Here is a 25,955-nt window from a genome sequence, read left to right on the forward strand (position 1 = left end):
CGCCCCCTTAAACTGTCAGAACCACACAACTTTCAGCATCCCAACACAGACGCACTTCGTCGCCCCATGTTGGCATTCCTTTACGATTACGATGTTCGTTCTGCAACTGTGCACTGATCATCTGGCCGCTTTTCAGGCGAACATGATAAATAGACAGGTCGCCAAGATAGGCGATATGCACTACTTCGCCGACTGCAAAGTTGTAGCCGTCAGCAGGAGGTTCTTCACACAACATCACTTTTTCCGGACGCAACGCGACATACACCGGCACGCCATCGACCACGGAAATATCAGCATCAACTTTGAGTGGATGGACAAGCCCTGGGCTGTCAATCACCAATCCGTCTTCCTGGCGTTCTTTCAGCAAGCCTTCAAAGACATTCACCGAGCCGATAAATTCAGCGCTGTAGCGTGTCGTCGGATATTCGTACACTTCTTCCGGTTCACCGATTTGCTCGAATTTACCGCGATTCATGATGGCGATACGCCCCGCCATGGTCATCGCTTCTTCCTGGTCATGTGTCACCATCACGCAAGTTGCGCCGACACGCTCAAGAATATCGACCACTTCAAGCTGCATGCGGTCGCGTAATTTCTTATCCAGCGCCCCCATTGGCTCATCAAGCAGTAACAGTTTTGGCCGTTTCGCCAGGCTCCTGGCCAACGCGACACGCTGGCGTTGCCCACCAGAAAGCTGATGCGGTTTACGTTTGGCAAACTCTTGCATATGCACCAGCGTCAGCATTTCCTGCACCCGCTGCGTAATTTCATTTTTCGGCAACTTGTCTTGCTTGAGGCCAAACGCAATGTTCTGCTCCACCGTCATATGCGGGAAAAGCGCATACGACTGGAACATCATATTGATCGGGCGCTGGTACGGCGGCACATGCGACAGATCGACGCCATCAAGCACGATCTGCCCTGCACTCGGTTGCTCAAAGCCTGCCAACATGCGTAAAAGTGTTGATTTACCGCAGCCGGACGGCCCGAGCAGCGCAAAAATTTCGCCTTTATAAATAGTGAGATTCACATCATCAACGGCGTGTTGCCCGTCGAAGGATTTTGTGAGGTTGCGTACTTCAAGCAGCGGGGTGAGCGCTTTGCGAGTTTTCGCGTGTGGACGAGGTGTTGCGTCGTTCAATATGTTGCTCTCCGGCAATTCTTTCGAGATGTTGTAGGGTGGATAAGCGACAGCGCCATCCACCTTTTGTCGGTTGACGCTGCGCTTAACCGACCTACAACTAAAAAATAGGTCTATTTCCCAGTTTTAACTTTAGTCCACGCCCGGGTAATCACGCGGTCCACTTTTGGCGATTGCACACCCTGAGTGAACAACTTGGCACGCACGTCAGCCGGTGGATAAATTCCTGGGTTATCACGGATCTCTGCATTCAACAGCGGAGTAGACTCTTTATTCGCGTTAGCGTAATAAACGTGATTACTGATATTCGCTACCACATCCGGGCGCATCAGGTAATTCAGGAACTGGTACGCTTCGTCTTTATTTTTCGCGTCATTAGTCATAGCGAACATATCGAAGTACACCATCGCGCCTTCTTTAGGAATGGTATAAGCAATATTCACGCCATTTTTTGCTTCTTTGGCACGGTTAGCTGCCTGCAGAATATCGCCAGACCAACCAATCGCGACGCAAATATCGCCGTTGGCTAAATCGTTGATATATTGGGAAGAGTGGAAGTAACGAATTGACGGACGTAATTTCAACAGCAAATCATTCGCCGCACCGGTGTAATCTTTTGGATCGGTGCTGTTAGGATCTTTGCCCAGATAGTGCAGCACGCTAGCATAAACCTCACTTGGCGCATCAAGGAACGAAACACCACAGCTTTTCAGCTTCTCAAGGTTTTCTGGTTTCAGAATAAGATCCCAGCTATCAACTGGCGCGTCTTTACCTAACGCCGCTTTAACTTTTTCGACGTTATAACCAATACCGGTAGTGACCATCATGTACGGAATACCGTATTTATTGTCGTGGTCATTATGCGCCACCAACTTAAGCATTTCCGGATCGAGGTTTTTGTAGTTCGGCAGTTTGCTCTTATCAAGTGGCTGGAAAATACCGGCCTGAGCCTGTCGCTCAAGGAATTGCGAAGAAGGCACGACGAGATCGTAACCTGTGCTGCCCGCCATCAACTTCCCTTCCAGAACCTCATTGGAGTCGAAGACGTCGTACACCACTTTAATACCGGTTTCTTTGGTGAAGTTTGCCAACGTATCTGGAGCGATATAATCAGACCAGTTATAAACGTGCAGCGTCTTCTGTTCAGCGGCAAACGCGGTGGCAGACACGGTCATCAACAAACCCGCCACCATACCCGATAGCAATTTTTTACGTTGGGCGAACATAGTCTATTCCTTCTGAATAAAGGGCAATTCTCGCTTTCGCGAGCATAATTTACGCAATCAAGCTTTTACGCATTTTTTCTCGCCGTTGGGACATGCAAGAATCATGCATCTCTATTCAAACTGCCGTGAAAAAAGGCTGACGCCTTCCCAGCAGACATTGCACGCTTTAAGCGCTCCGCAAGAATAACTGTAGCCAGACTTAGTGACTATAGCCCAGTCAGAAAAGTGACTTTTATCAATTTTTTAACCATAAAACATCTATGGTATGGCCCCAAATTGGCCATAGTGGCGAGAGTCATGCTGGTTGTGGTTAATAAAGCAGAATAAAAATATGTGGAGAGCAGCGGACATGGCAGCCGCTGCGGTCAGGAAAGGAACGATTAGTGCAGGAAATGGGTTTGAATAACGGTGCTGTCTTGCTCTTCTTCGTCGGAAATAAAGAGCAACTGGTTCGCGCAAGCTTCCAGAATTACCATCGAGATTTGCTCTTCACTCTGTTTTACAAAGGCAGCAAACTGCTCGCGAGTAATTCCAACTTCGGCCTGTAACGACTGGCAAACCACGAGTTTAGGTAAATTGTCGTCCTGGATATCCAAAAAGGCTTTCACCGTCAGCGAACTGGCGTTAATAGACGAGAGATCGGATGCCAGGGGCAGCAACGCAGAGGGTTTTACCTCAGCCAGGGCTGAAAACAAGATGATATTATCGACCAGATCGATTTTCGCATCGTAGACACCATCAAAATTCTGCATGTGTGGCAGATGGAGCGCCTGGCAGGTATCGCACTCGAAAATGGTCACGCCGATTTCATCGAGCCAGCGGCGTAAGATGTCCAGAGTAGGGACAACGAGTGAATCCATAAATGCCGTAGCCTCTTTTAAAGGGGGTAATTTAGAGCCTGACTAAACAGGCTCGAAGTCGCGCCATAGCTTACGCAAAAACAGCGCTTCATACTATGATTATGCGCCCATGGGTGCCGATGCTGGAATTTAGCCACCCGTTTTCAGGCAATAACCGGGTTGCGCTTGTTGCTCAATCCACTTGATCATTAAGGTCGCAATATCGATACCGCTGGTCTTTTCAATACCTTCAAGACCCGGTGACGCATTCACTTCCATCACCAGCGGGCCGCGTTTGGCACGTAAAATATCGACACCAGCCACATCCAACCCCAAAGTTGCAGCAGCATGCAGGGCAATTTCGCGTTCACGCTCTGTAATAGTAACCTGATGCGCAACCCCCCCACGGTGCAAATTGGAGCGGAAATCCCCTGGTTTTGCCTGGCGTTCGATAGCTGCCACTACTTTGTTGCCGACCACCAGACAGCGAATATCCCTGCCCTTGGCTTCTTTTATGTATTCTTGCACCAGAATGTGAGCATTCAGACCGCGAAATGCGTCGATCACACTTTCGGCCGCTTGCCGCGTTTCCGCAAGCACCACGCCAATTCCTTGCGTCCCTTCCACCAGCTTCACCACCAGCGGCGCACCACCAACCATGTCGATTAAATCACTGGTGTCATCTGGCGAGTGGGCAAAACCTGTCACCGGTAAATCAATCCCCTGACGTGCCATCAACTGTAACGATCGCAGTTTGTCACGTGCACGAGTGATCGCCACCGATTCATTGAGCGGATAACTGCCCAACATTTCAAACTGGCGTAACACGGCGGTGCCGTAGAACGTAATAGCAGAACCGATACGCGGGATCACCGCATCATAATGAGGAAGCTGACGTCCCTTATAGTGCACTGAGGGGGCCGCCGGATTGATGTTCATGTAGCAAGAAAGGGGATCGATGATTTCGACGACGTGACCACGGCGAGAGGCCGCCTCACGTAGACGTTTGCAAGAATAAAGCGTTCCATCCCGGGATAAAATGGCGATTTTCACCCTGTACCTCAGCGTTTCCAGTCCAATAATGAAAGCGGGGTTATCATAGCACTGCCATGACATTTCAACGAATGGGCAATGTGCCTGGCGATTGTTTTAATACGTCAATTAAATGGCGCGTCGTGGAAGCCAGATGATGCGGATCGTACACCACGTAAAGATCGGCGGGGATCGCCTGAGCCAGTGGGCGGAAAGTGACACCCGGCCAGTTCATTTGCGCATAGCTGTCGGCCATGATGGTCAACCCCATTCCAATACTGACAAGCGCCAGTACGGTTTGCGGTTCCACCGCTTCCCTGACCACATGTGGGACAAACCCAGCCTCGCGGCAAACACCCTGCAAAAAAGTCCAGTCAGAATGCACTGCCGTCATGGTGACAAAGGCTTCACGGCGCAATTGTTCAATATTAATGGCGGATTGTTTTGCCAGAGGATGCTTTTCCGGCAACGCGACCAAAAACGTAGCGTCGTGAAGTTTTTCGCTGCGTAAACCCGGAGGCGGATTGGTTTCCATGCGCCAGATTCCGGCGTCAATGTCGTGACGGTCAATCAAAGCAAGCTGGTCACCTGGTGACTTTTCACGGAACAAAATATCGATAGCGGGATAATCGGCGATAAATTGCTGTAACCGCAGACGCAGACCACCCCAAATAGCCGTACCGACAATGCCCAGATGAATTCGCCCACCTTCCCCACGGCCGATTTGTTCCACGCGAGCCAGGGCCTGGTTTGCACTATCGAGCAGCAGCCGGGTTTCTTCCAGCAACACTTCACCGGCATACGTCAAGGCGACGCTACGGGAATGGCGTATAAACAGAACGGTGCCGAGCTGGGATTCTAATTCTTTGATATGGAAGCTTAGCGGCGGTTGCGACATGTTGAGCCGCGCGGCAGCTTTTCCAAAATGCAGCTCTTCCGCTACCGCCTGAAAATAGCGCAGTAGTTTTAAATCGGTACGATATGTTCGCTGTGAAGTACTCATGAGGCTCCCTATGCTCTGGCAGCCCCATAAGTTATCACTCCTGCCACGCGCTGTAATCCAGCCGACGCTTAATGTGCGAGCGGTGCCGAAGCCTTAAGCGAAGGCGTGTGGCGATACTGGAAACTAAAGTGAAAAATAATCGCCAGCACCAACGCATATCCGGCGAAGACTAGCCAAATGGTCGTCCAGTCTTTCACACCGTCCACGCTGAAGTAATCCACCACGTAGCCGCTAAGAATCGCGCCCACGTATGCGCCAATCCCGTTAACCATCGTCATGAACAGCCCTTGAGCACTGGCGCGAATGCGCGAATCCACTTCTTGTTCCACAAAGACCGAACCGGAAATATTGAAGAAATCGAAGGCACAACCGTATACCACCATCGAGAGCAGCAGTAACACAAAGCCAAACGCTGATGGGTCGCCCCAGGCAAAAAGTGCAAAGCGCAACACCCATGCCACCATACTCATCAGCATCACTTGTTTGATACCAAAGCGACGTAGGAAAAATGGGATGGTGAGGATAAACGCCACTTCGGACATTTGAGAAACAGACAGCAGAATCGATGGATATTGCACCACAAAGCTATTGGCAAATTCAGGCTGGCGAGCAAAATCATGCAGGAACGGATTGCCAAAGGTATTGGTTATTTGCAAAACCGCACCTAACAACATGGCAAATAGGAAGAAAACGGCCATGCGCGGGTTTTTGAACAACACAAACGCATCTAACCCCAGGCGGCTCACCCACGTGCGAGATACGCCGCCCTTTACCACTGGAATAGTTGGCAAAGTCAGTGAATACAAAGCCAGCGCCAGAGAAGCGCCCGCAGCAATATATAACTGGAGATTACTGAGCTCGAAGCGCATCAGGCTGACAGTCCACATCGCGGCAATAAAACCGATGGTGCCAAATACGCGGATCGGCGGGAAATGGCTGACGGTATCCAGCCCTGCCTTTTCGAGACTGGCATAAGAGATGGTATTCGACAGTGCAATCGTTGGCATAAATGCCATCGCATTACCCAGCATCACCCAAAACATCAGCCCCGGCTGGTTAATGCTGGCCGCCCAGGCCAACATTGCCGCACACACCAGGTGGCAGAGAGCATACACACGATTCGCAGGCAGCCATTTATCGGCAATAATGCCGACAATCCCCGGCATTAACAGTGCAGCAATACCTTTGGTACTGTAGACCATGCCCACATCAGCGCCCCGGAACCCGAGGGTGTTAATCATGTATGAACCCAGCGTGACCAGCCAGGCTCCCCAAATGAAATACTGCAAAAACAACATGATTTTCAAGCGAGGTTTTATCGCCATAGAGTTAATCGCCATGTGTTTTACCCGGTGTGTTGGAATGGCCTCAGGCGAGCTTGCCCAGGAAACCGCAGATCAGATTGATAAAGTTCTGACGCGAAAGTGCTGCCGCCGCCAAAGTCTGCGCGTGGGAAAGCTGCACGCTGCCGAGGCCTTCAGCCAAGTTAGTGATTGCCGAAACCGCCACCACTTTTAGGCCACAATGGCGAGCACTGATCACTTCAGGCACCACTGACATCCCCACCACATCACCGCCAATGATTTGCATCATGCGAATTTCGGCTGCTGTTTCAAAGTTTGGGCCTGGATAAGAAACAAATACCCCTTCAGTGAGTGGGAAGCCCTGCTCTTTAGCCACATGCTGCAAAATGCCACGGTAATCAGCGTCGTAAGCGTTCGCCAGAGAGAAGAAACGCTCACCGAAACGGTCATCGTTAGGGCCAACGGTCGGCGTACCCGGCATGGTATTAATGTGGTCGTTAAGCGCAACCAGTTGACCTGGGCCAACTTCAGGGCGCAGTGAACCCGCCGCGTTAGTCGAGAAGAGGATTTCACAACCGAGCAATTTGAAGGTACGGATCGCATTGGTCATCACAGACATGCCACGTCCTTCGTAAAAGTGACCCCGCCCTTTCATACAAGCGACGGGAACACCGGCGAGAGTACCAACCACTAATTCGCCAGCATGACCGTGTACCGTGCTAACCGGGAATCCAGGCAATTCGTCGTATGGGAATACCACTGGTTGTTCGATTTTCTCAGCCAATTCGCCAAGCCCGGATCCCAGAATGAAAGCCACGCGTGGCACCAGGCCATTAATACGTGAACGGATAATATCTGCGGCGTAAAACGAGGAGTTATCAAGAGTCGTCATCGGCATCGGGTGTTCCTTGTCATCGTGTCGAAATAATCACAGAAAGTGTGGCTAGCTCTGTTATACCGACTCGCGACTACGCACCACCAATACCGTTTAGGCGGGTGATTGATAGTAAAAATGTATTGATTGGCGGTGGCGGGAGCCACCGCTTAATGATCTAGCGCGTTGCCCAACCCTGCTTATGCAAATAATCGAGGATGAAAGGACGGTTTTCTTTAATGATGGTGCGACGAATGTGGTCACTCCATGTGTCACGGCGAGCATTGCTACCGCGAGAAAGATAGTACTGCGCCATCTCTTCGTCATACTGCGCCAATACCTCGGCGTCGACGGGCTTATAACTATTCTCATGCACTACCATCGCAGCAGGCATACGAGGCTTGATGTCGTGATCTTCATCAGGCCAACCCAGACACAAACCAAACAATGGCAGAACATGTTTTGGCAAAGCTAATAGCTCGGTCACCGTCTCGATACTGTTACGAATACCGCCGATATAGACACCGCCTAAACCCAGAGACTCCGCCGCAGTAAAAGCGTTTTGCGCAAGTAGCGCGGTATCCACCACTCCCAGCAGTAATTGCTCAGCCAGACCGAGCTGTGCCTCAGGGCAGATTTGCAAATGGCGGTTAAAGTCGGCGCAAAATATCCAGAATTCTGCGGCTTGAGCCACATGTTTTTGCCCCCCCGTCAGCGCAACAAGCTGTTCACGCAGTGATTTATCGGTAATGCGAATAATCGAACTGCATTGCAAAAAACTAGAACTTGAAGCCGCCTGGGCGCTGGCAATAATGGCTGCACGCTGTTCGTCTGTAATGGGAGCGTCGGTAAAACGACGAATGGAACGGTGTGAACGCAGCAGATCAATGGTCGGCGTCATTGCGTTTATCCTTTGGCTTTTCTGAAAGAGATTTATCGACGGGTAGCTGGCCTTTAGTCAGCAGCGGTGCCACATTTTGCGCCATCGCCCACACCATAAATGCTGCTGCTGGAATCATCAACGCAATGCCGACGAAAACCATGACTATGGCCGCAGTGGCACTGCCTATGGGAGCGGGCAACACGACGTAACCATTCAAGGAAAGATATGAAAGCAGTAAAAAAGCGATACCAATAACTTCAAGGACTAACACCGGTTTCGGCAAAGCACCAAGTGAGCGCATCCGCTTGTCTCCATAGGCAATAATCGATTGAGTATACCCTGGCCGGTAGCAGTTTTGTCCGCGCAATATAGGTGCTGAGTATCAGACTAACAGGCAAGACCTTCTTCCCATTCATCACAGTTAGCGGCATTATAGATGCCATACGCCGCTTCGTTCGGCCATAAAAAATGAAGGAGATACCATGTTTGCAGTAATTTTTGGCCGCCCAGGCTGCCCATATTGCGTTCGTGCTAAAGAGTTGGCTGAGAAACTGACCGCTGAGCGTGACGACTTCAACTTCCGTTATGTTGATATCCATGCAGAAGGCATCAGCAAAGCCGATCTGGAAAAAACTGTCGGTAAACCGGTTGAAACCGTTCCACAGATCTTCCTCGACCAGAAACACATTGGTGGTTGCACTGATTTCGAAGCTTACGCGAAAGAACATCTGAGTTTGTTCCAGAACGCAGAATAAGCCTCAAACTAAAAAAAACGGCTCGGTTTAAGCAACCGAGCCGTTTTTTTTATCGCCGCTGACGGCGGAGAAGTCTACGTAAAAACAAGTAGCACAAAGCTCCAAGAGCACACCAAAACACAGCACTAAACATCCAGGCCATTTCTTGCCAGAACGTTCGCGTTGGCGACAACCAAAATTGAATGATTAGCAGACAAAGCGGTGAAGCCAGTACTGCGCCCATCAGCGGTTTGATCACTCTGCCATGGCGGGAAAACACGCTAGCGATAACACCAGGCAGGATAAAAAATAACATTCCCCACTCTGAGTGCTTATCACCCGGGTAGCTGTTGGCGGCCATTAATTTCTGAGAAAGAAACACGCCAACAAACAACACGAAGCAGCAAATGACCCCAAACCAACGTTGTCCACGCATGAACAAACATCCTCCTGACGCTCGCCTATATACCGTCATCTTTCAAGCTGCATGGGTGTTGGCTGCAACTCGAATGCTAACGGGTATAGAACTTAAAATTACAGTTCTGCACGCAGAATCTGCCCGAGTCAGATAAGTTTCAGCAATCCTTGCTAAAAAAATACATCGCGCAATTAGCATAATATTCTTACTAGCCGTTAATCTTTATAAAGATTAAACTACTGGCCATTATCAGGTCTGCGCACTGGATATTTTAATGCAAAGAAAATACATCAAATTGCGTCGTCATTAGTAGAAACCTTAAACCAAAAAACCATCTCTTTCAACAAGTTACTAGTAAACAAGAAGTTAGCCTTCGTGAATATAAACGTCGCAGATTTGTTAAGCGGGAATTACATCCTGTTATTATTTGTTGTTCTGACCCTGGGCTTATGCCTGGGGAAATTACGCCTTGGCTCTATCCAACTGGGTAATTCCATTGGTGTTTTAGTGGTCTCTTTAATACTCGGCCAGCAACATTTTTCGATTAACACTGACGCCCTAAATTTGGGTTTCATGCTGTTCATTTTCTGTGTCGGCGTGGAAGCTGGGCCAAACTTTTTTTCAATTTTCTTCCGCGATGGCAAAAATTATCTGATGTTGGCCCTGGTGATGGTCGGCAGCGCCATGCTGCTGGCGTTAGGTTTGGGGAAACTCTTTGGCTGGGATATCGGCCTGACCGCCGGGATGCTTGCAGGTTCGATGACCTCCACGCCGGTGCTGGTTGGTGCAGGTGATACTTTGCGCCATTCGGGTGTTGCCGGAGCCCAGTTAGCCACGTCACTGGATAACCTGAGCCTCGGATACGCCCTGACTTATCTGATAGGCCTGGTTAGCCTGATTGTTGGCGCTCGTTATTTACCAAAACTTCAGCACCAGGATTTGCAAACCAGCGCGCAGCAAATCGCTCGCGAACGCGGGTTAGATACAGATGCCGCCCGCAAAGTTTATCTGCCCGTTATTCGAGCCTACCGCGTGGGTTCTGAACTGGTCGCCTGGGCTGATGGTAAAAATCTGCGTGAACTTGGTATCTATCGCCAGACCGGTTGCTACATTGAACGTATTCGTCGTAATGGCATTCTGGCAAACCCGGATGGTGACGCAGTACTACAAAAAGGCGATGAAATTTCGCTTGTAGGCTATCCGGATGCGCATTCCCGCCTCGACCCAAGTTTCCGTAACGGTAAAGAAGTTTTCGACCGCGACCTGCTGGACATGCGCATCGTCACCGAAGAAATTGTGGTGAAAAACCACAATGCCGTTGGCCGCCGACTGGCCCAATTAAAGCTGACCGATCATGGCTGCTTCCTCAACCGCGTTATCCGTAGCCAAATTGAAATGCCGATTGACGACAATATCGTGCTCAACAAAGGCGACGTTTTACAGGTCAGCGGTGACGCCCGACGCGTAAAAACTGTGGCAGAACGTATCGGCTTTATCTCAATTCACAGCCAAATTACCGACCTGCTCGCTTTCTGTGCCTTCTTCATTATTGGTTTGATGATCGGCATGATCACCTTCCAGTTCAGCTCCTTTAGCTTTGGCATAGGTAATGCAGCAGGCTTACTGTTCGCCGGAATTATGCTGGGCTTCCTGCGAGCCAACCACCCTACTTTCGGCTACATCCCGCAAGGGGCGCTGAATATGGTGAAAGAATTCGGCTTGATGGTATTTATGGCGGGTGTAGGTTTAAGCGCAGGCAGCGGCATTGGCAACGGTTTAGGTGCGATTGGCGGGCAAATGCTGGTTGCCGGGCTGATCGTCAGCCTTGTTCCGGTAGTGATCTGCTTCTTGTTTGGAGCATACGTTTTACGTATGAACCGCGCATTGCTGTTTGGCGCAATGATGGGGGCACGTACCTGTGCACCGGCAATGGAAATCATCAGCGACACCGCGCGCAGCAACATCCCGGCACTGGGTTACGCCGGAACCTACGCTATCGCTAACGTGTTGTTAACCCTGGCCGGGACGCTTATCGTAATCATATGGCCTGGTTTGTGATCTGTGCCGCAGACAAAGAAAAAAGATTTTTTTAAGACATTGCGAACTTTTTACCTTGGGCAAAGTCTTAATTAGTGCCACTGCTTTTCTTTGATGTCCCCAATTTGTGGAGCCCATCAACCCCGCCTCTTTGGTTCAAGGTTGATGGGTTTTTTATTGCCTGAAATCCGTGTCCGCAGACTCCCTCCGCTTGCAACCTATCACTTAACACCCATACTTTTGAGTCATACTGGTGGGCTAAATGGGGTTGCGCGATGTTAGTTGAAGGCAAAGTAGCGGTGATCTTCGGTGGAAGTGGTGCTATCGGTAGCGCCGTTGCGCATGCTCTGGCACGCGAGGGCGCACAGGTGTATTTGGGTGCACGCAACCAGGATAAATTGAGCAGTGTTGCTGATGAGATTCGCGCAGCGGGTGGAAAGACCGAAACATTCCTCATCGACGTCCTCGACGAGCAGTCCACCAGCGAGCACGTTGCACAGCTTGCACTACAGACTGGTGGTTTTGACGTGGTGATAAACGCCACCGGTTTTGTCCATAATCAAGGCAAAGGAATTACGGAGTTATCCCTCACAGAATTCAGGCAAGGAATAGACCCGTTCCTGGCAGCACAATTCAACCTATGCAAGGCAGTCATTCCCTATATGGGCGGTGACCGCGCAGGCGTCATCCTCTCGGTGGTCGCACCCGCAGGGCCAATGGCAATTCCAGGCCACCTGGGTCATGTTGTCGGCAGCGCAGGTATGGAAGCCTTCACAAGGGCTCTGGCCTGCGAACTAGCGCCAAAGAATATTCGAGTCATCTGTGTGCGTTCACATGCGCTAGACGGCGCTATTCAGGCGGGTTCCTATACCGGCGAAGTGTTTGCACCAAAGGCACAAGCAGCGGGTTTGACGGTGGAACAGTGGGTGGCGGGTGCTGCGCAAAGCACCATGCTGAAACGTCTGCCAACACTCTCGCAAATTGCCGAGCTCATGGCATTTTTGGCATCGGATCATGCAGGCGCAATGACGGCAACGGTGGTCAATATGACTGCTGGTACAACTCTCGACTAAAAATAGGCGGTAAAGGTTGGCACTCCCCGCTCCTTACCGCCTGACTAAAACCTGTTGCGACTACCGGGAATTAGCCACTATTTTTAAGATTCAAAGCCGTTCCCTCTCTTCGCCCAGCTAAATGATTCGTGGCGAGTACACAAATCAGCACCACAAACCCACCGCCAGAGCTGAGGTACAGCACCCACGCAGGGTCGAAAGTGTCAGCTGCCAAGCCTGCTATTACCGGAAGAATCAAGGTGATAATCAGTTGTACGCGCCAGGCCTTCGCCATCGCCCTGCCGGTGACAGAGGCAGGAAACGATTGCATGATGTTTAGCGTCGCCAGCACATAGACAATGTTGGTGAAGATGTGCGCCATAACTATCAGCAACATAGCCAGCCATTGCTTATCGGTGATCGAAACCAGTGCGTAGCAGCAGATAAACAACGCGAGCGAAATGATCAGTACATTGAGTTTCCCCGAGTGGCGTTGCAGCTGTGCTTCAGACAACAGCAACGGGCCGATAAGCTGCCCTGTACTGCGAGCCAGTAACAACATCAACCCCGTGTCAGTGGATGAGCCGCTAAAGTTTGTCGCCAGTGCCGGTAACAGTGCCATTGCTGGAGCACCGACAAGCGCAATCGCCGGGAGAAAAAGCAGACTTCGGCGTTGTAATTGTGTGAGTCTTCGCCAGCTGAGGTTGCCTATAACCTCACCATTTTCCGGCACACACACTGGCCGAAATGCCCGGTGTGTAGCGAACAGCAGCACGATACCCAGAACAAAACTCAGCGCATCCAGAGCGAGAATAGCCACTGCAGGCAGGTGCCCATAAAGCAAGGTACCAATGCCGATGCCAAGGATGACGTTTGCCGCAAAGATAAAGGTTTCCAGGCCCGATGCAGCGGGGAGTTCCGTGGGTTTAAGGCCGCTCTTTAACGTCTGGCTTAAAACCGGCACCATCATGCCCCCCGCAAAGGCCGCCACCGCCTGGCTTGAAAGCAGCAGGATCAGGTTATCGCTATATAACGACCACGCCGGCAGAGACAATCCCAACAGCCCGATGATTTCAGACAAAATCATGACCGGAATAGGTGCCATTTTGGTGAGCAATTTTTCTGCCAGATAACTCCCCGGGAAGCCGGGTGCTAGCGCGAGAATATAGGCAAGCGTCAGTACTGAAGGTTTTGCTTCGAGTGCGAGGAGCTTCCCAAAAACAATGACATAAGTCAGGCCATTCCCGACAGAAGAAAGCAGTAATGCCGCCCCAAGCAGGGCAAACCAGCGGTGCTGGCGAAGCGTACGCAGAATGAGAAAAAACATGTGTTATCCCTTATCAACAAGCACAAAGAAGTCGCCGACGATTTCGTCGGCTTTAAAGCTGTGTTTATCGTTAAGGGGACAACTACATTGGTAAGGGACTCACATTAGGAAACTGCTTCAAACTCTAGCTAACAACAGGCAAAAAATCACCTGCCAAATTTATCCGACAATTTTTGCCAGCATTCTGCTGAGATCTGCCCGGCTCAACGGATGCCGATCCGTCACGTAATGCAGTGTCATGCCTTCGATAAAAGCATCCAGGGTTCGGGCGGTAATCGGGTCAAAAAAGGCTTCCAGCACTTGTTGGCTGCGGCACATCCAGTCCTGCATAATGATTTTTAGCTGTGGATTACGATTAGCGTAAGCATACAGTTGATACATCACTTGCAAGTTATAAGAGGTGGCAATTTTCTCGCCACAGATCATGTCGACAATCGCTTCGCAGGCCTCATTGCGATTACTGGCTTGCGCCAGACGGTTACGGTAATCGTCTGACATCTGGTGGGCGAACTGCGTGAATGCCTCACTGAGCAATGATTCGATACCGTCGAAATAATAGGTCATCGACCCTAACGAAACGCCTGCTGCTTCGGCAATTTTACGGTGTGTGATATGGCTAATACCGTGTTCCACCAGCATATCCAGCGTAGCTTGCACAATTCTTTCACGTCGGTCTGGATCGTTACGGCGCGGGGCTTTGCTCATGATTTATACTCGGTTAAGCCGGACTAAAAAGAGTTTACCAGGCAATGTGTACAAATGTACACATTCTTGCTAGTGTCATTCTCATTCACCGCCAACCGGTATTTCCATGTCTGCCGCTATTAGCCAACGTAAAGCAACCCAACGTCGCACCTGGGCATTGTTCGCCTTCTTCTTCCTGCCTGGTCTTGTTATGGCCTCCTGGGCTACACGTACTCCAGCCATTCGGGACACGCTCAGTGTGTCGACCGCCGGTATGGGTATTGTGCTGTTTGGTCTGTCGGTTGGTTCGATGAGCGGCATTCTCTTTTCCGGCTGGCTGGTTAAGCGTTTTGGTACGCGTAATATTATCCGTAGCGGTATGACGCTAATGGTCACCGGCATGTTGGTGATGGGCGTTGCACTGTTCTTTTCTTCCCCGTGGCTGTTTGCGCTGGGGCTGGCGATTTTAGGTGCAGGTCTTGGTTCATCTGAAGTGGCGATGAACGTAGAAGGCGCCATAGTTGAAGGGCTGCTGAAAAAGACAGTGTTACCGATGATGCACGGTTTTTACAGCCTTGGCACGCTGGCAGGCGCAGGTATTGGCATGAGCCTGACAGCCTTTAACGTCACGGCTTATGGGCATTTGTTGGTGATTGGCTTAATCGTGATTACCCCCATTATTATCGCGATTACCGCCATCCCGCATGGTGTAGGCAAAGACAATGCCGACGCGAATTCCGCTGATACCCACGAGCCACACCCTCCTTTTTATAAAGATCTACAACTGATATTGATTGGTACTATTGTGCTGGCGATGGCATTTGCAGAAGGCTCCGCCAATGACTGGTTGCCATTGCTGATGGTCGATGGTCATGGTTTTAGCCCAACGTCTGGTTCAATGATTTATGTCGGCTTTACGCTGGGTATGACCGTGGGCCGTTTCACTGGCGGCTGGTTTATCGACCGCTACAGCCGGGTAACCGTGGTTCGCGCCTGTGCAGTGATGGGGATTTTGGGCATCGGCTTAATCATCTTTGTCGATAATGCCTTTGTCGCTGGCATTTCCGTGATTTTGTGGGGCCTGGGCACCTCGCTCGGCTTCCCGCTCACCATTTCTGCCGCGGGCGATACCGGCCCAGACCCGGCAACTCGCGTCAGTGTCGTTGCCGCTTCTGGCTATATTGCATTCCTTGTGGGGCCGCCGCTATTGGGCTTCCTCGGCGAACATTACGGCCTGCGTCTGGCTATGCTGGTAGTACTGAGTTTGATGGTTGTTGCAGCGCTAGTTGCGAAAGCCGTCGCAAAACCTACAGACCTTGTACCCGAATTAATTCAACGGAGAAATCGATGAGTGTGAAACTAATTGCCGTCGACATGGATGGGACCTTCCTCGACGATAATAAAGAGTACAACCGCACGCGTTTTGCAGACCTTTATGCACAAATGAAAGAACAAGGGATTCGCTTCGTGGTCGCCAGCGGCAACCAGTATTACCAGCTAATTTCATTTTTCCCGGAAATTGCCCACGAGATTTCGTTCGTAGCCGATAACGGGGGTTGGGTGGTCAGTGAAGAAAAGGACACCTTTAACGGTGAACTGACAAAACAGCAGTTCAACACCGTTATCGACCATCTGCTGACGCTGCCTCACGTAGATATTATCGCTTGTGGTAAGCACCACGGTTATACATTGAATAGCTACGATGATGCGTTCATCCAACTGGCGCGCATGTACTACCATCGCCTTGAATTAGTAGATAATTTCTCAAATCTGGATGATGTATTCTTTAAGTTTGCGCTGAATCTGCCAGACAGTATGTTAGACGACACCATGAGCGCTCTGACAGACATTCTCGACGGTATTATGGTGCCAGTTACCAGTGGCCATGGCTCGATTGACCTGATCATTCCCGGTATTCATAAAGCTAACGGCTTGCGGATCCTGCAGGAAAAATGGGGCATTGCTGACAGCGAAGTCGTGACGTTTGGCGATGGTGGCAATGATATTGAAATGCTGCGTCAGGCCAGGTACGGATTTGCCATGGCCAATGCCCCTGAAAAAATTAAGCAAGTTGCGACTTATCAGGCAGGACATTGCAATCAGCAAGCGGTGCTGGATGTGATTGAAAAGGTACTGAAAAAAGAAGCGCCGTTTAACGTGTGATTTTAAGTAAAGTGGTGGATGACGCGCTCCTACAACGACCCTTCGTAGGTCGGATAAGCGCAGCGTCATCCGACATTTATCTCAAATACAGCAGACCGTAACCCACCGCAGCCGCCCATAACAACATCGGCAATGAATAGTAGTGGAAACGCACCCAAATACGGCGATCGTTAGCCATACGTAAAGCAATCAAATTTGCCAGCGAACCGGGCAGCAGACCGAAACCGCCAATGTTCACTGCAAAGGCTAGCAGCATCGAAGCGGGGACGTAATTCAGTAATAAAATGGTCGATGGAACATTACTAATCAACTGCGACAAACCGATTCCCAATGCAAATAATCCTGTGGCTGAAAGCTGATTAATGCCCGCTAACGCGTGCTGTAACACCGGAAGTTGCGTGATCAGCCAGACGTCGATAAACATCACCATAAATACCAGCAACAGACTCCAGTCGATACTGAGCAATACTCTTCGAGCCAGCAGCAAGAAACCCATGGCCACAACCACCAGCCCCCAGATGTCTTGTTTTAGCTCCAGCGCGACAATAAATACCACGTACAGAGCCACACAACTCAGCACCAGCCGTGGCTGCCAGTCGTGCTTTTTATCATGGATTTGGTAGACGAGTTTTTTGTTGGGAAAACAGAACCAACAAAGCGCCAGCAGGCTGAGCATGATAGCGAACGCTATTGGTGCCATTTGCCAGCTAAACTCCCCGAACGATAAACCCGAGCGCCCCCACAATAAAATGTTCTGCGGATTACCAATCGGCGTGAGCATTGAGCCAGCATTGACCGCCAACGCTTCAAAGATGATGATCCGATTAATCGGGATGGCGCACAGTTTTTTCAGCGTGATGGTCAACGGCACGATAATAAACAGGGCCACGTCGTTGGTCAGAAATGTGGCGAGCAATGCCGCCGCGCTGACTAAAAACATCGCCAGCGTTCGCTCGTTATCAAAGCGTTTCACCATGCGACGGCCCAGCACATCGAAATAGCCGCTTAACTCGACGCCTTTGGTCAGCATCATTAAGCCCGCAAGCGTAATAATGGTGTGCCAATCAATGGCATGAACCCAAAGTGTTGGATGAAATGGCGCGATGAAACTTAATACCACACCGCACAGAAGCAATAGATGAAGGAATCGATCGCGAGCAAACGGGCGAACCAGGCTTAACAGCATCGCTACTTAAATCCTCGCTGCTCACTAAACAAACGAAATGCCGCCAGGGTTTCTTCGCTGACGTGATGCTCCACCCCTTCGGCATCAATCCTTGCGGTTTCCGGGCTAATTCCCAACGCGAGGAAAAAGTTTTCCACAATCTGATGACGTTCGCGGCTGATTTGCGCCAGCTTTTCACCTTCAGCAGTTAAAAACACACCGCGCCACGGAATTTGCTCAATCAGCCCAACCGAGGCGAGTCTCTTTAACATTTTCGCAACGGTTGGTTGAGAAACACCGAGTCGCGCCGCCATATCAACCTGACGGACTTCCCCCACTTCGCGAATCAAATCTGAAATCAACTCAACGTAGTCATCAATCAATTCACGACGGTGCGCTTCCCGCACCTGCCGAAAGCCTTCGACATGCTCTTCAACGTTTACCAACTGCGTCACTTTCTGTTTATTTTTTTGGCCAGGCGTACGGCTCATGATGCTTCCTCTTGCAGTGGCGCGGCATCGTCCAATGACGACGTTCGGCCCCATTGTAAACCAGCATCACGGAAGCACAAAAATTTAACGAATTAGCAATAGCTATACAATATAGCCTGTGCTATATCTGTATGTAATGCAGACAGCCTTAAAGGGAAACAAGGGCAGCAGAAGTGAACAGGAGGGTTATATGAACGAATTTAAGAGGTGCATGAGCGTGTTTACACATTCCCCGTTTCAAGTGCGGCTAATGCTGCTCAACATGTTGTGTGATTTGGTTTCCGGGAAACCACAACAGGGCGAAAAACCTAAGTCATAGGCAGTCGCCCTGCCTTTTCGGGTTTAGTCATTCTGAACGGCTCATCTATTTGTAACTTTTCATTTCATGATGATTCAGTGAATACCTCACGCAACAGCGCTTTAACCTTACCATTTGTTGGATTTGCTACCTGCTTCGCAAAACACATTTCTCTTATCAGTTGATCTTCTTATCGTACCGCTCTATCTTCTTGCAGCCCTGCACATGAAGCGGCTCGCAGATGCGGTCCAGTATCCCTTCTTTTCCGTCTGTCAGGCAGGTTCTTACCCTCGTCGCCAGGGTTTTCGCATGGCGTTTAGTAGATCTCGATAAACATGAATTTAACGCTTAAAGATTCCCTGACGATCCGCGCAGTGGCGCTTAATCCGTGGACTGGCTTTTATTTCCTGCAGTCTTTACTGATTAACTTTGCGCTCGGTTATGAATTTAGCATTCTGTATGCAGTGGCATTTAGTTGCGTATTACTGCTGCTATGGCGCAGTGCGCCCAAATTCCAAAAAGGCTTGCTGGCGATTTGCAGCCTGATTGCAGCAATGTATTTCCCTTTTGGCCAGGCCTACGGCTCGCCGAACTTTAATACCCTGCTTGCCCTACACTCAACTAACTTCGAAGAATCCACGGAACTGATGACTATCTTCCCGTGGTACAGCTATTTGGTGTCGATCTTTATTCTGGTGCTTGGCGTTATTGCGCTGCGCCGCAAAGTTGCACCTAAAAAACGCCTGTGGTGCCATTTTGATAGCTTATGCCTGGTTGTCAGCGTGGTCTGTTTCTTTGTCGCTCCGGTACAAAACCTGGCGTATGGCGGCGTATTTAAAATCAAAGACTCTGGTTACCCGGTATTCCGCTTCGTAAAAGATGTTGTGGTCAATAACCAGGAAGTGATTGATGAGCAAACGCGCATGAAGGCCTTCGCACAGATGAAGGACACCTGGAATGTGCTGGCGGTTAAACCTAAATATCAAACTTACGTGGTGGTGATTGGTGAAAGTGCGCGCCGTGACGCATTAGGCGCATTCGGTGGCCATTGGGATAACACCCCGTTTGCCAGCCAGGTGAATGGCAATATATTCATGGATTATGTGGCGGCCAGCGGCTCAACGCAGAAATCGCTGGGCATGACGCTTAACCGTGTCATTGACGGCAAACCGCAATATCAAGACAGCATTATCACGCTTGCCAACCGGGCAGGCTTCCAGACCTGGTGGTTCTCGAACCAGGGGCAAATTGGTGAATACGATACCGCCATTGCCAGCATCGCCAAACGTGCCGATGAAGTGCAGTTCCTGAAAAACGGTGATTTTGAAGCCGACAAAAATACCCGTGACGAAGCGTTGTTGAAAATGACCGCTCAGGTATTCGCGACACAACGAACCACGCCACAATTAATTGTGCTGCATTTGATGGGTTCACACCCGCAAGCATGCGACCGCACGCAGGGTAAATACAAAGATTTCGTCCAGTCGAAAGAAACGTCCTGCTATCTCTACACCATGACGCAAACCGACGATTTGCTGAAGCAGCTCTACCAACAGCTACAAAATACCGGGCAGAGTTTCTCGATGGTCTACTTCTCCGATCACGGTCTGGCAATTAAAGAGCGCGGCACTGAGGTGCAATATCTGGCGCATGGTGACGAGTTCCAACAAAACTTCCAGGTCCCATTTATGGTGCTGTCCAGCGACGATAAAGTGCATCGCCAGATAAAAGCGCGCCGTTCAGCGAATGATTTCCTGAATTTCTTCTCAGCGTGGACAGGGATTAAAACCAAAGAGTTAACGCCGAAGTACAAGTTCATTTCTGAGCAAAAAGCGGGGCCAATCTACATCACCAACTTTAAGCTCAAGAAGGTGGACTATACTCATCTGCAGACGGATGTGTTTGATACCAAGACTCGTTAAGCTAATCCCCTAATCAGGGAATTCAGAAATAAAAAAATCCGCCTCAAGGGGCGGATTTTTATTTTCACTCGATAAAAGAGTGAAATTAGAAGCGGTAACCTACGCCTGCGATCCAGGTGCCAACGTCAACGTTACGGATGCGGCTCTGCTCGTAGGAAACGTCCAGTGCAACGTTTTCGATTGGGTTGAACTGCATACCCGCGCCGTAAGAGAAGCCGTAATCGCTGGTGTCAGCTTTGTTCGGGAAAGAGGTGCTCTGGAATTTACCGTAACCAACACCGACTACACCGTAGATGCTTGCCCAATCGTTGATGCGGTAAGCAGGACCAGCAGTAATACCGTAGTATTGGCCTTTGGTGTAAACGCCTGACTCAGAACGGTCTTTCTCGGTGTAAGTGAAAGAACCGATGTAGCCCAGTGGGGTGTCGTTTTCGTAACGGTATTTCAGGTTGAAACCGCCAGCTTTGTTAGCAACGCCCTGCATATCGCTTTGTGCGTAGCCGCCAGTTACGGTGCTAGTTGCAGCAGATGCGGTACCAACGGAAACGGCCAGAACACAAGCCAGTGCTGAAAGACATGCAATTTTTTTCATAATCCACCTCAATATGCTTCAAGTAACTTCTAAGTTTTTAATATATCAAAATTGTATCGGAAACTCTTCGATATTTACGTTGTCTAATGAATCCTTTCCTGTAACAGATCATTTCCATTACACCCTACTCCCTTAAATTTATAGCCTTTTTATCAAAAAACGACCTAATTGTTGTCATGAATTGCAACATAGTCATCCAGATAATTCTTAAACACTTTTGAACAAATCTTACGCAATCACACAGTTATGTTACTGCATCCGGCCATGATTTTTTTCAATGAAATCTCAACCAGCCATAACTTAATCATTTACACTGGGTCACTTTTTATTTTCTTTACTTAAATATACCCATTAGCATTCGAGTTTCAGGTAGGAGGCAAGGACGAGAGTCCCCAGGAGCTTACTTGAGTAAGTGACTGGGGCGAGCGTCTGCGGCCAACACCCCTGCAACTTGAAGGATGATGGTATAGACACTGACTGACAGGATGCTGGATGCCCTTATCGCCACGTAAAACCCCCTTATGGTTACCCATTGTTGTTCTTTTGATTGCCATGACCTCGATTCAAAGTGGCGCATCACTTGCAAAATCACTCTTCCCGTTAGTCGGAGCACCAGGAGTGACCGCTTTGCGCCTGTTCCTGGGGACATTCATCCTGGTGGTTGTCTTTAAGCCGTGGCGTTTGCGCTTCAAAGCGGAGCAGCGCATCCCTTTGCTGATGTACGGGCTGGCGCTCGGCGGCATGAACTACCTGTTCTATTTATCGATTCAGACGGTTCCCCTGGGGATTGCCGTCGCCCTTGAGTTCACCGGCCCACTGGCCGTGGCACTGTTTTCATCACGTCGAGCGGTGGATTTTATCTGGGTGATTCTGGCGGTATTGGGTCTCTGGTTCTTATTACCGCTGGGGCAGTCAATTTCGCATGTCGATTTAGCCGGTGCCGCCTATGCACTGGGAGCCGGGGCATGTTGGGCGATATACATCCTGTTTGGACAAAAAGCCGGTGTCGATCATGGGCCAGCAACCGTGGCATTCGGTTCGCTGATAGCAGCAATAATCTTTGTACCGATTGGCGCATGGCAAGCGGGTGATGTTTTTTGGCACTGGTCACTTTTACCGTTAGGTCTCGGTGTTGCGGTATTATCGACAGCACTGCCCTACTCGCTGGAAATGATCGCCCTGACGCGTTTACCGACCCGCACCTTTGGCACGCTGATGAGTATGGAGCCTGGGCTCGCTGCACTGTCGGGAATGCTGTTCCTTGGTGAGCATCTGACTCTGGTGCAATGGCTGGCATTGCTTTCCATTATTGCCGCATCCATCGGGTCAACGCTGACTCTCAAGCGTGAAACGCAGATTACTCAGGTCGATGTAAAGTAGCCCACTCTAATATTATTTACCGTGGTTACGATTCCCACGGTAAATAACCTCTGCGTTCAACCACTTATATTTCCCTCTCTTACCTTCACAAAATAATAATTATTCCCATTCAACAATCACTCTTTGTTTAATTCAATTACCACTCGAAATACAAAATTGAAACTTATTGACTAACAATGAGTTACTAAATTCTATCCTTTCATTGCTATTAATCTGATAGGTACAACCTGCTCCTTCGAATACGAAATCAGGTGCTATACTTATTTCCGGTAATTCATTGGACATAACATCAAGAGGACGAAAGATTATGACTACCGCTAAACTGGTAAAAACCAAATCTACCAACCTACTGCATACCCGTAATGATGTTTCAGACAGCGAAAAGAAAGCCACCGTTGAGCTGCTGAATCGCCAGGTCATCCAGTTCATTGATTTGTCGTTAATTACCAAGCAAGCGCACTGGAATATGCGTGGTGCAAACTTTATTGCCGTTCATGAAATGCTTGACGGTTTCCGCACCGCCCTGACTGACCATCTCGACACCATGGCAGAACGCGCCGTTCAACTTGGCGGTGTCGCACTGGGTACAACGCAAGTCATTAACAGTAAAACACCACTGAAAAGCTATCCGTTGGATATTCACAGTGTTCAGGATCACCTTAAAGAGTTGGCCGACCGTTACGCGATTGTGGCGAACGATGTGCGTAAGGCAATCAGTGAAACGAAAGACGAAGATACCGCCGATATTCTGACTGCGGCTTCGCGAGACTTGGACAAGTTCCTGTGGTTCATTGAGTCAAATATCGATTAATTGCTAGCAGATTGTTACTTCATCCTCCCATTTCCGGGAGGATGGATGCACTGTTTTAGCGCATAAAAATGGTTATCCCTGCCGCAAAAGTTACTCATTTGTAATAATCACTTCACACAATCGTTAACAGCCGATTGTTTTACCGCCTTAATCTGCGGTAAAACTAGACTTCATCGTTCCTCAATACTTAACGCACCAAAACTGGGCACCATTAGAGTGCGCTGTAACTCACTTGCAACCATTATTGTGCAATGTTACATATTCACATCCTTGCAAAAACAGTAAGTTGAAAACCTGGCATGATTTTTCCATGTTGCCGCTTACTGATGCAGGGGATTGCCCCATGGATAAACAAGGAAATGCTATGAAGTCGATTTTAAAAGTTTCACTGGCTGCACTCACTCTGGCTTTTGCGGTTTCTTCCCACGCCGCTGATAAGAAACTGGTCGTTGCGACCGACACCGCATTCGTTCCTTTTGAATTTAAACAAGGCGACAAATACGTCGGTTTTGATATCGATTTATGGGATGCCGTAGCAAAAGAATTAAAACTGGATTACACCCTCAAGCCAATGGATTTCAGCGGCATCATTCCTGCGCTGCAAACCAAAAATATCGACCTGGCGCTGGCGGGTATCACCATCACCGAAGAACGTAAAAAAGCTATCGAATTCTCTGACGGCTACTACAAAAGCGGCCTGTTGGTGATGGTTAAAGCCGACAACGATTCCGTTAAAAGCGTGAAAGATCTCGACGGTAAAGTAGTTGCAGTGAAGAGCGGCACCGGTTCTGTTGATTACGCGAAAGCCAACATCAAAACTAAAGACCTGCGTCAGTTCCCGAACATCGATAACGCCTACATGGAACTGGGCACCAACCGTGCTGACGCGGTACTGCACGATACGCCGAACATTCTTTACTTCATCAAAACGGCTGGCCAGGGCAAGTTCAAAGCAGTTGGCGACTCTCTCGAAGCACAGCAATACGGTATCGCCTTCCCTAAAGGTAGCGATGACCTGCGTGTGAAAGTGAACGGCGCGCTGAAAACCCTGAAAGAGAACGGCAAGTACAACGAAATCTACAAAAAATGGTTCGGCACTGAGCCAAAATAATAAATCTAAAATGATGTAAGCAAGACCTAAGGGGCGGCTTTCGCCCCTGATATTTTTGAACCACGGTATAAGTAAAATAGGAACACATTATGGAGTTTGACTGGAGCGTCATTTGGCCTGCCATTCCAATATTGCTGGAAGGCGCCAAAATGACTCTGTGGATTTCGGTCCTTGGATTGGCAGGTGGTATCATTATCGGTCTGGTGGCAGGTTTGGCCCGCACTTACGGCGGCTGGATAGCCAACCACATAGCCCTCGTTTTCATCGAAGTGGTCCGCGGCACGCCTATCGTTGTACAGGTCATGTATATCTACTTCGCATTGCCAATGGCATTCCCTGATATTCGCATCGACACTTTCACAGCCGCGGTGATCACCATAATGATTAACTCTGGCGCCTATATTGCGGAAATTACCCGCGGGGCGGTACTGTCGATACATAAAGGCTTCAGCGAAGCGGGTCTCGCTCTCGGTCTATCCAGACGTGAAGCCGTTTGTCATGTGATTATGCCACTGGCACTGCGCCGTATGTTGCCGTCACTCGGTAACCAGTTAATTATCAGTATCAAGGACACCTCGCTGTTTATTGTTATCGGCGCAGCCGAACTGACTCGTAGCGGCCAGGAAATTATTGCAGGCAACTTCCGCGCCCTGGAAATCTGGACTGCCGTTGGTGTTATCTATCTCATCATCACCCAGGTCTTGAACATAGTGCTCCGCATTCTTGAAAGAAGGATGAAAATCCTGTGATTGAATTTAAAAACGTTTCTAAGCACTTTGGCAAAACCCAGGTGCTGCACAACATCGACCTCAACATTAAACAAGGTGAAGTGGTGGTGATTATCGGGCCGTCAGGCTCCGGTAAATCGACGCTGCTGCGCTGCATCAACAAACTGGAAGACATCACTAGTGGTGACCTGTTTGTCGACAGTCTGAAAGTTAACGACCCGAAAGTCGATGAGCGCCTGATTCGTCAGGAAGCCGGCATGGTGTTCCAACAGTTTTATCTGTTCCCGCACCTGACCGCGCTGGAAAACGTCGCCTTTGGCCCGATTCGTGTACGTGGTCTGAAAAAAGACGCCGCCGATAAACTGGCTAAAGAGCTGTTAGCGAAAGTGGGCCTTGCGGAACGTGCGCATCACTACCCATCAGAGCTTTCTGGCGGCCAGCAACAGCGTGTGGCAATCGCCCGGGCGTTAGCGGTTAAACCGAAAATGATGCTGTTTGATGAGCCAACCTCGGCACTTGACCCGGAACTGCGTCACGAAGTGTTGAAGGTTATGCAGGATCTGGCTGAAGAAGGCATGACGATGGTTATTGTGACGCACGAAGTCGGATTCGCCGCCAAAGTCGCCTCGCGCCTCATCTTCATTGATAAAGGGCGCATTGCTGAAGATGGTAACCCGCAAGAACTGATTGAGAACCCACCAAGCCCGCGTTTGCAGGAATTCTTGCAGCACGTTTCCTGA

General features: G+C 49.7%; 27 protein-coding genes. 12 read left to right on the forward strand and 15 right to left on the reverse strand.

All coding sequences use genetic code 11. The annotated features are described in order from the left end of the window. Positions 1-7 precede the first annotated feature (7 nt). From potG to MNO13_RS16980, 9 genes are all read right to left on the reverse strand, one after another. Positions 8-1,141: a putrescine ABC transporter ATP-binding subunit PotG gene (potG, locus tag MNO13_RS16940; protein ID WP_157092963.1), complete on the reverse strand. Its 1,134-nt coding sequence runs from the start codon at positions 1,139-1,141 to the stop codon at positions 8-10. Between the two features lie 113 nt (positions 1,142-1,254). Beyond that, on the reverse strand, positions 1,255-2,367 hold the full coding sequence (potF, locus tag MNO13_RS16945; protein WP_064548331.1) for a spermidine/putrescine ABC transporter substrate-binding protein PotF: 1,113 nt from the start codon (positions 2,365-2,367) through the stop codon (positions 1,255-1,257). Positions 2,368-2,747: 380 nt separating this feature from the next. After that, positions 2,748-3,227: a YbjN domain-containing protein gene (locus MNO13_RS16950; RefSeq protein ID WP_064548332.1), complete on the reverse strand. Its 480-nt coding sequence runs from the start codon at positions 3,225-3,227 to the stop codon at positions 2,748-2,750. Between the two features lie 129 nt (positions 3,228-3,356). Further along, positions 3,357-4,259 (reverse strand): 30S ribosomal protein S6--L-glutamate ligase, encoded by a 903-nt coding sequence (gene rimK, locus MNO13_RS16955; protein WP_064548418.1) that lies wholly within the window; start codon positions 4,257-4,259, stop codon positions 3,357-3,359. A 64-nt stretch (positions 4,260-4,323) separates the two neighbouring features. Continuing rightward, complete coding sequence (locus MNO13_RS16960; RefSeq protein WP_241939036.1) at positions 4,324-5,241, reverse strand: LysR family transcriptional regulator; 918 nt, start codon at positions 5,239-5,241, stop codon at positions 4,324-4,326. Between the two features lie 68 nt (positions 5,242-5,309). Further along, on the reverse strand, positions 5,310-6,566 hold the full coding sequence (locus MNO13_RS16965) for a nucleoside permease (RefSeq protein WP_133522562.1): 1,257 nt from the start codon (positions 6,564-6,566) through the stop codon (positions 5,310-5,312). A gap of 43 nt (positions 6,567-6,609) precedes the next feature. After that, complete coding sequence (gene xapA / locus MNO13_RS16970; RefSeq protein WP_241939037.1) at positions 6,610-7,443, reverse strand: xanthosine phosphorylase; 834 nt, start codon at positions 7,441-7,443, stop codon at positions 6,610-6,612. Positions 7,444-7,597: 154 nt separating this feature from the next. Further along, complete coding sequence (nfsA, locus tag MNO13_RS16975; protein WP_064548341.1) at positions 7,598-8,320, reverse strand: oxygen-insensitive NADPH nitroreductase; 723 nt, start codon at positions 8,318-8,320, stop codon at positions 7,598-7,600. Next, positions 8,304-8,603: a YbjC family protein gene (locus MNO13_RS16980; RefSeq protein WP_241939038.1), complete on the reverse strand. Its 300-nt coding sequence runs from the start codon at positions 8,601-8,603 to the stop codon at positions 8,304-8,306. Before MNO13_RS16980 ends, nfsA begins: the two co-directional genes overlap by 17 nt. A 181-nt stretch (positions 8,604-8,784) precedes the next feature. Between MNO13_RS16980 and MNO13_RS16985 the strand changes: the two genes are divergently transcribed. Continuing rightward, complete coding sequence (locus tag MNO13_RS16985) at positions 8,785-9,057, forward strand: GrxA family glutaredoxin (protein ID WP_034456459.1); 273 nt, start codon at positions 8,785-8,787, stop codon at positions 9,055-9,057. Between the two features lie 49 nt (positions 9,058-9,106). Here the strand turns inward: MNO13_RS16985 and MNO13_RS16990 are convergent, their stop codons facing one another. After that, positions 9,107-9,472 carry an inner membrane protein YbjM gene (locus MNO13_RS16990; RefSeq protein ID WP_064548345.1) on the reverse strand — a complete coding sequence of 122 codons (366 nt, stop codon included), beginning with the start codon at positions 9,470-9,472 and terminating at the stop codon, positions 9,107-9,109. 357 nt (positions 9,473-9,829) lie between these two features. Between MNO13_RS16990 and MNO13_RS16995 the strand changes: the two genes are divergently transcribed. Beyond that, on the forward strand, positions 9,830-11,512 hold the full coding sequence (locus MNO13_RS16995; protein ID WP_064548347.1) for an aspartate:alanine antiporter: 1,683 nt from the start codon (positions 9,830-9,832) through the stop codon (positions 11,510-11,512). Positions 11,513-11,766: 254 nt separating this feature from the next. Next, positions 11,767-12,564, forward strand: a complete 798-nt coding sequence (locus MNO13_RS17000; RefSeq protein WP_241939039.1) for an SDR family NAD(P)-dependent oxidoreductase — start codon at positions 11,767-11,769, stop codon at positions 12,562-12,564. A 70-nt stretch (positions 12,565-12,634) separates the two neighbouring features. On the opposite strand, the gene MNO13_RS17005 is transcribed toward MNO13_RS17000, so the two are convergent. Both MNO13_RS17005 and MNO13_RS17010 read right to left on the reverse strand, forming a co-directional pair. Next, positions 12,635-13,870: an MFS transporter gene (locus tag MNO13_RS17005; RefSeq protein ID WP_241939040.1), complete on the reverse strand. Its 1,236-nt coding sequence runs from the start codon at positions 13,868-13,870 to the stop codon at positions 12,635-12,637. Between the two features lie 159 nt (positions 13,871-14,029). Next, positions 14,030-14,575: a TetR/AcrR family transcriptional regulator gene (locus MNO13_RS17010; protein ID WP_064548353.1), complete on the reverse strand. Its 546-nt coding sequence runs from the start codon at positions 14,573-14,575 to the stop codon at positions 14,030-14,032. Between the two features lie 106 nt (positions 14,576-14,681). On the opposite strand from MNO13_RS17010, the gene MNO13_RS17015 reads away from it, so the two are divergent. Then, positions 14,682-15,905 (forward strand): MFS transporter, encoded by a 1,224-nt coding sequence (locus tag MNO13_RS17015; RefSeq protein ID WP_133522477.1) that lies wholly within the window; start codon positions 14,682-14,684, stop codon positions 15,903-15,905. After that, the gene (locus MNO13_RS17020; RefSeq protein ID WP_241939041.1) at positions 15,902-16,717 is read left to right on the forward strand and encodes a Cof-type HAD-IIB family hydrolase; all 816 of its coding nucleotides are present in this window, start codon (positions 15,902-15,904) and stop codon (positions 16,715-16,717) included. The genes MNO13_RS17015 and MNO13_RS17020 overlap by 4 nt, the downstream gene beginning before the upstream one ends. 76 nt (positions 16,718-16,793) lie before the next feature. Here the strand turns inward: MNO13_RS17020 and MNO13_RS17025 are convergent, their stop codons facing one another. Both MNO13_RS17025 and mntR read right to left on the reverse strand, forming a co-directional pair. Continuing rightward, complete coding sequence (locus MNO13_RS17025; protein WP_064548360.1) at positions 16,794-17,903, reverse strand: SLC13 family permease; 1,110 nt, start codon at positions 17,901-17,903, stop codon at positions 16,794-16,796. Positions 17,904-17,905: 2 nt separating this feature from the next. Further along, complete coding sequence (mntR, locus tag MNO13_RS17030; RefSeq protein ID WP_064548362.1) at positions 17,906-18,373, reverse strand: manganese-binding transcriptional regulator MntR; 468 nt, start codon at positions 18,371-18,373, stop codon at positions 17,906-17,908. Positions 18,374-18,563: 190 nt separating this feature from the next. On the opposite strand from mntR, the gene mntS reads away from it, so the two are divergent. Both mntS and MNO13_RS17040 read left to right on the forward strand, forming a co-directional pair. Further along, positions 18,564-18,692, forward strand: coding sequence for a manganase accumulation protein MntS (gene mntS, locus MNO13_RS17035; protein WP_064548364.1), 129 nt, complete (start codon positions 18,564-18,566; stop codon positions 18,690-18,692). A 314-nt stretch (positions 18,693-19,006) separates the two neighbouring features. Continuing rightward, positions 19,007-20,593 (forward strand): phosphoethanolamine transferase family protein, encoded by a 1,587-nt coding sequence (locus MNO13_RS17040; RefSeq protein ID WP_241939042.1) that lies wholly within the window; start codon positions 19,007-19,009, stop codon positions 20,591-20,593. An 85-nt stretch (positions 20,594-20,678) separates the two neighbouring features. Here the strand turns inward: MNO13_RS17040 and ompX are convergent, their stop codons facing one another. Then, on the reverse strand, positions 20,679-21,185 hold the full coding sequence (ompX, locus tag MNO13_RS17045) for an outer membrane protein OmpX (protein WP_064548371.1): 507 nt from the start codon (positions 21,183-21,185) through the stop codon (positions 20,679-20,681). A 492-nt stretch (positions 21,186-21,677) separates the two neighbouring features. Here ompX and rhtA point away from each other — a divergent pair, with 492 nt between their 5' ends. The 5 genes from rhtA (at position 21,678) to glnQ (ending at position 25,955) form a co-directional block, all read left to right on the forward strand. Then, positions 21,678-22,565 (forward strand): threonine/homoserine exporter RhtA, encoded by an 888-nt coding sequence (gene rhtA / locus MNO13_RS17050; RefSeq protein WP_064548373.1) that lies wholly within the window; start codon positions 21,678-21,680, stop codon positions 22,563-22,565. Between the two features lie 307 nt (positions 22,566-22,872). Beyond that, positions 22,873-23,376 carry a DNA starvation/stationary phase protection protein Dps gene (gene dps, locus MNO13_RS17055; RefSeq protein ID WP_064548375.1) on the forward strand — a complete coding sequence of 168 codons (504 nt, stop codon included), beginning with the start codon at positions 22,873-22,875 and terminating at the stop codon, positions 23,374-23,376. Between the two features lie 364 nt (positions 23,377-23,740). Next, positions 23,741-24,487, forward strand: a complete 747-nt coding sequence (glnH, locus tag MNO13_RS17060; protein ID WP_034457213.1) for a glutamine ABC transporter substrate-binding protein GlnH — start codon at positions 23,741-23,743, stop codon at positions 24,485-24,487. An 89-nt stretch (positions 24,488-24,576) separates the two neighbouring features. Further along, positions 24,577-25,236 (forward strand): glutamine ABC transporter permease GlnP, encoded by a 660-nt coding sequence (gene glnP / locus MNO13_RS17065; RefSeq protein WP_064548378.1) that lies wholly within the window; start codon positions 24,577-24,579, stop codon positions 25,234-25,236. Beyond that, on the forward strand, positions 25,233-25,955 hold the full coding sequence (gene glnQ, locus MNO13_RS17070; RefSeq protein ID WP_064548380.1) for a glutamine ABC transporter ATP-binding protein GlnQ: 723 nt from the start codon (positions 25,233-25,235) through the stop codon (positions 25,953-25,955). Before glnP ends, glnQ begins: the two co-directional genes overlap by 4 nt.

It is taken from the genome of Buttiauxella ferragutiae (assembly GCF_022637515.1).
Lineage (GTDB): Bacteria > Pseudomonadota > Gammaproteobacteria > Enterobacterales > Enterobacteriaceae > Buttiauxella > Buttiauxella ferragutiae.

What these genes read in the sequence shown, in the direction of transcription:
- ompX (WP_064548371.1), bottom strand. Translation starts at nt 21,185, where the DNA reads ATGAAAAAAATTGCATGTCTTTCAGCACTGGCTTGTGTTCTGGCCGTT.
- MNO13_RS16980 (WP_241939038.1), bottom strand. Translation starts at nt 8,603, where the DNA reads ATGCGCTCACTTGGTGCTTTGCCGAAACCGGTGTTAGTCCTTGAAGTT.
- mntR (WP_064548362.1), bottom strand. Translation starts at nt 18,373, where the DNA reads ATGAGCCGTACGCCTGGCCAAAAAAATAAACAGAAAGTGACGCAGTTG.
- MNO13_RS17005 (WP_241939040.1), bottom strand. Translation starts at nt 13,870, where the DNA reads ATGTTTTTTCTCATTCTGCGTACGCTTCGCCAGCACCGCTGGTTTGCC.
- nfsA (WP_064548341.1), bottom strand. Translation starts at nt 8,320, where the DNA reads ATGACGCCGACCATTGATCTGCTGCGTTCACACCGTTCCATTCGTCGT.
- rhtA (WP_064548373.1), top strand. Translation starts at nt 21,678, where the DNA reads ATGCCCTTATCGCCACGTAAAACCCCCTTATGGTTACCCATTGTTGTT.
- xapA (WP_241939037.1), bottom strand. Translation starts at nt 7,443, where the DNA reads ATGCCGATGACGACTCTTGATAACTCCTCGTTTTACGCCGCAGATATT.
- dps (WP_064548375.1), top strand. Translation starts at nt 22,873, where the DNA reads ATGACTACCGCTAAACTGGTAAAAACCAAATCTACCAACCTACTGCAT.
- MNO13_RS16985 (WP_034456459.1), top strand. Translation starts at nt 8,785, where the DNA reads ATGTTTGCAGTAATTTTTGGCCGCCCAGGCTGCCCATATTGCGTTCGT.
- glnH (WP_034457213.1), top strand. Translation starts at nt 23,741, where the DNA reads ATGAAGTCGATTTTAAAAGTTTCACTGGCTGCACTCACTCTGGCTTTT.
- MNO13_RS16965 (WP_133522562.1), bottom strand. Translation starts at nt 6,566, where the DNA reads ATGGCGATAAAACCTCGCTTGAAAATCATGTTGTTTTTGCAGTATTTC.
- MNO13_RS17010 (WP_064548353.1), bottom strand. Translation starts at nt 14,575, where the DNA reads ATGAGCAAAGCCCCGCGCCGTAACGATCCAGACCGACGTGAAAGAATT.
- glnP (WP_064548378.1), top strand. Translation starts at nt 24,577, where the DNA reads ATGGAGTTTGACTGGAGCGTCATTTGGCCTGCCATTCCAATATTGCTG.
- potF (WP_064548331.1), bottom strand. Translation starts at nt 2,367, where the DNA reads ATGTTCGCCCAACGTAAAAAATTGCTATCGGGTATGGTGGCGGGTTTG.
- MNO13_RS16960 (WP_241939036.1), bottom strand. Translation starts at nt 5,241, where the DNA reads ATGAGTACTTCACAGCGAACATATCGTACCGATTTAAAACTACTGCGC.
- MNO13_RS17040 (WP_241939042.1), top strand. Translation starts at nt 19,007, where the DNA reads ATGAATTTAACGCTTAAAGATTCCCTGACGATCCGCGCAGTGGCGCTT.
- mntS (WP_064548364.1), top strand. Translation starts at nt 18,564, where the DNA reads ATGAACGAATTTAAGAGGTGCATGAGCGTGTTTACACATTCCCCGTTT.
- MNO13_RS17020 (WP_241939041.1), top strand. Translation starts at nt 15,902, where the DNA reads ATGAGTGTGAAACTAATTGCCGTCGACATGGATGGGACCTTCCTCGAC.
- MNO13_RS16950 (WP_064548332.1), bottom strand. Translation starts at nt 3,227, where the DNA reads ATGGATTCACTCGTTGTCCCTACTCTGGACATCTTACGCCGCTGGCTC.
- MNO13_RS17000 (WP_241939039.1), top strand. Translation starts at nt 11,767, where the DNA reads ATGTTAGTTGAAGGCAAAGTAGCGGTGATCTTCGGTGGAAGTGGTGCT.
- MNO13_RS17015 (WP_133522477.1), top strand. Translation starts at nt 14,682, where the DNA reads ATGTCTGCCGCTATTAGCCAACGTAAAGCAACCCAACGTCGCACCTGG.
- MNO13_RS17025 (WP_064548360.1), bottom strand. Translation starts at nt 17,903, where the DNA reads ATGCTGTTAAGCCTGGTTCGCCCGTTTGCTCGCGATCGATTCCTTCAT.
- MNO13_RS16990 (WP_064548345.1), bottom strand. Translation starts at nt 9,472, where the DNA reads ATGCGTGGACAACGTTGGTTTGGGGTCATTTGCTGCTTCGTGTTGTTT.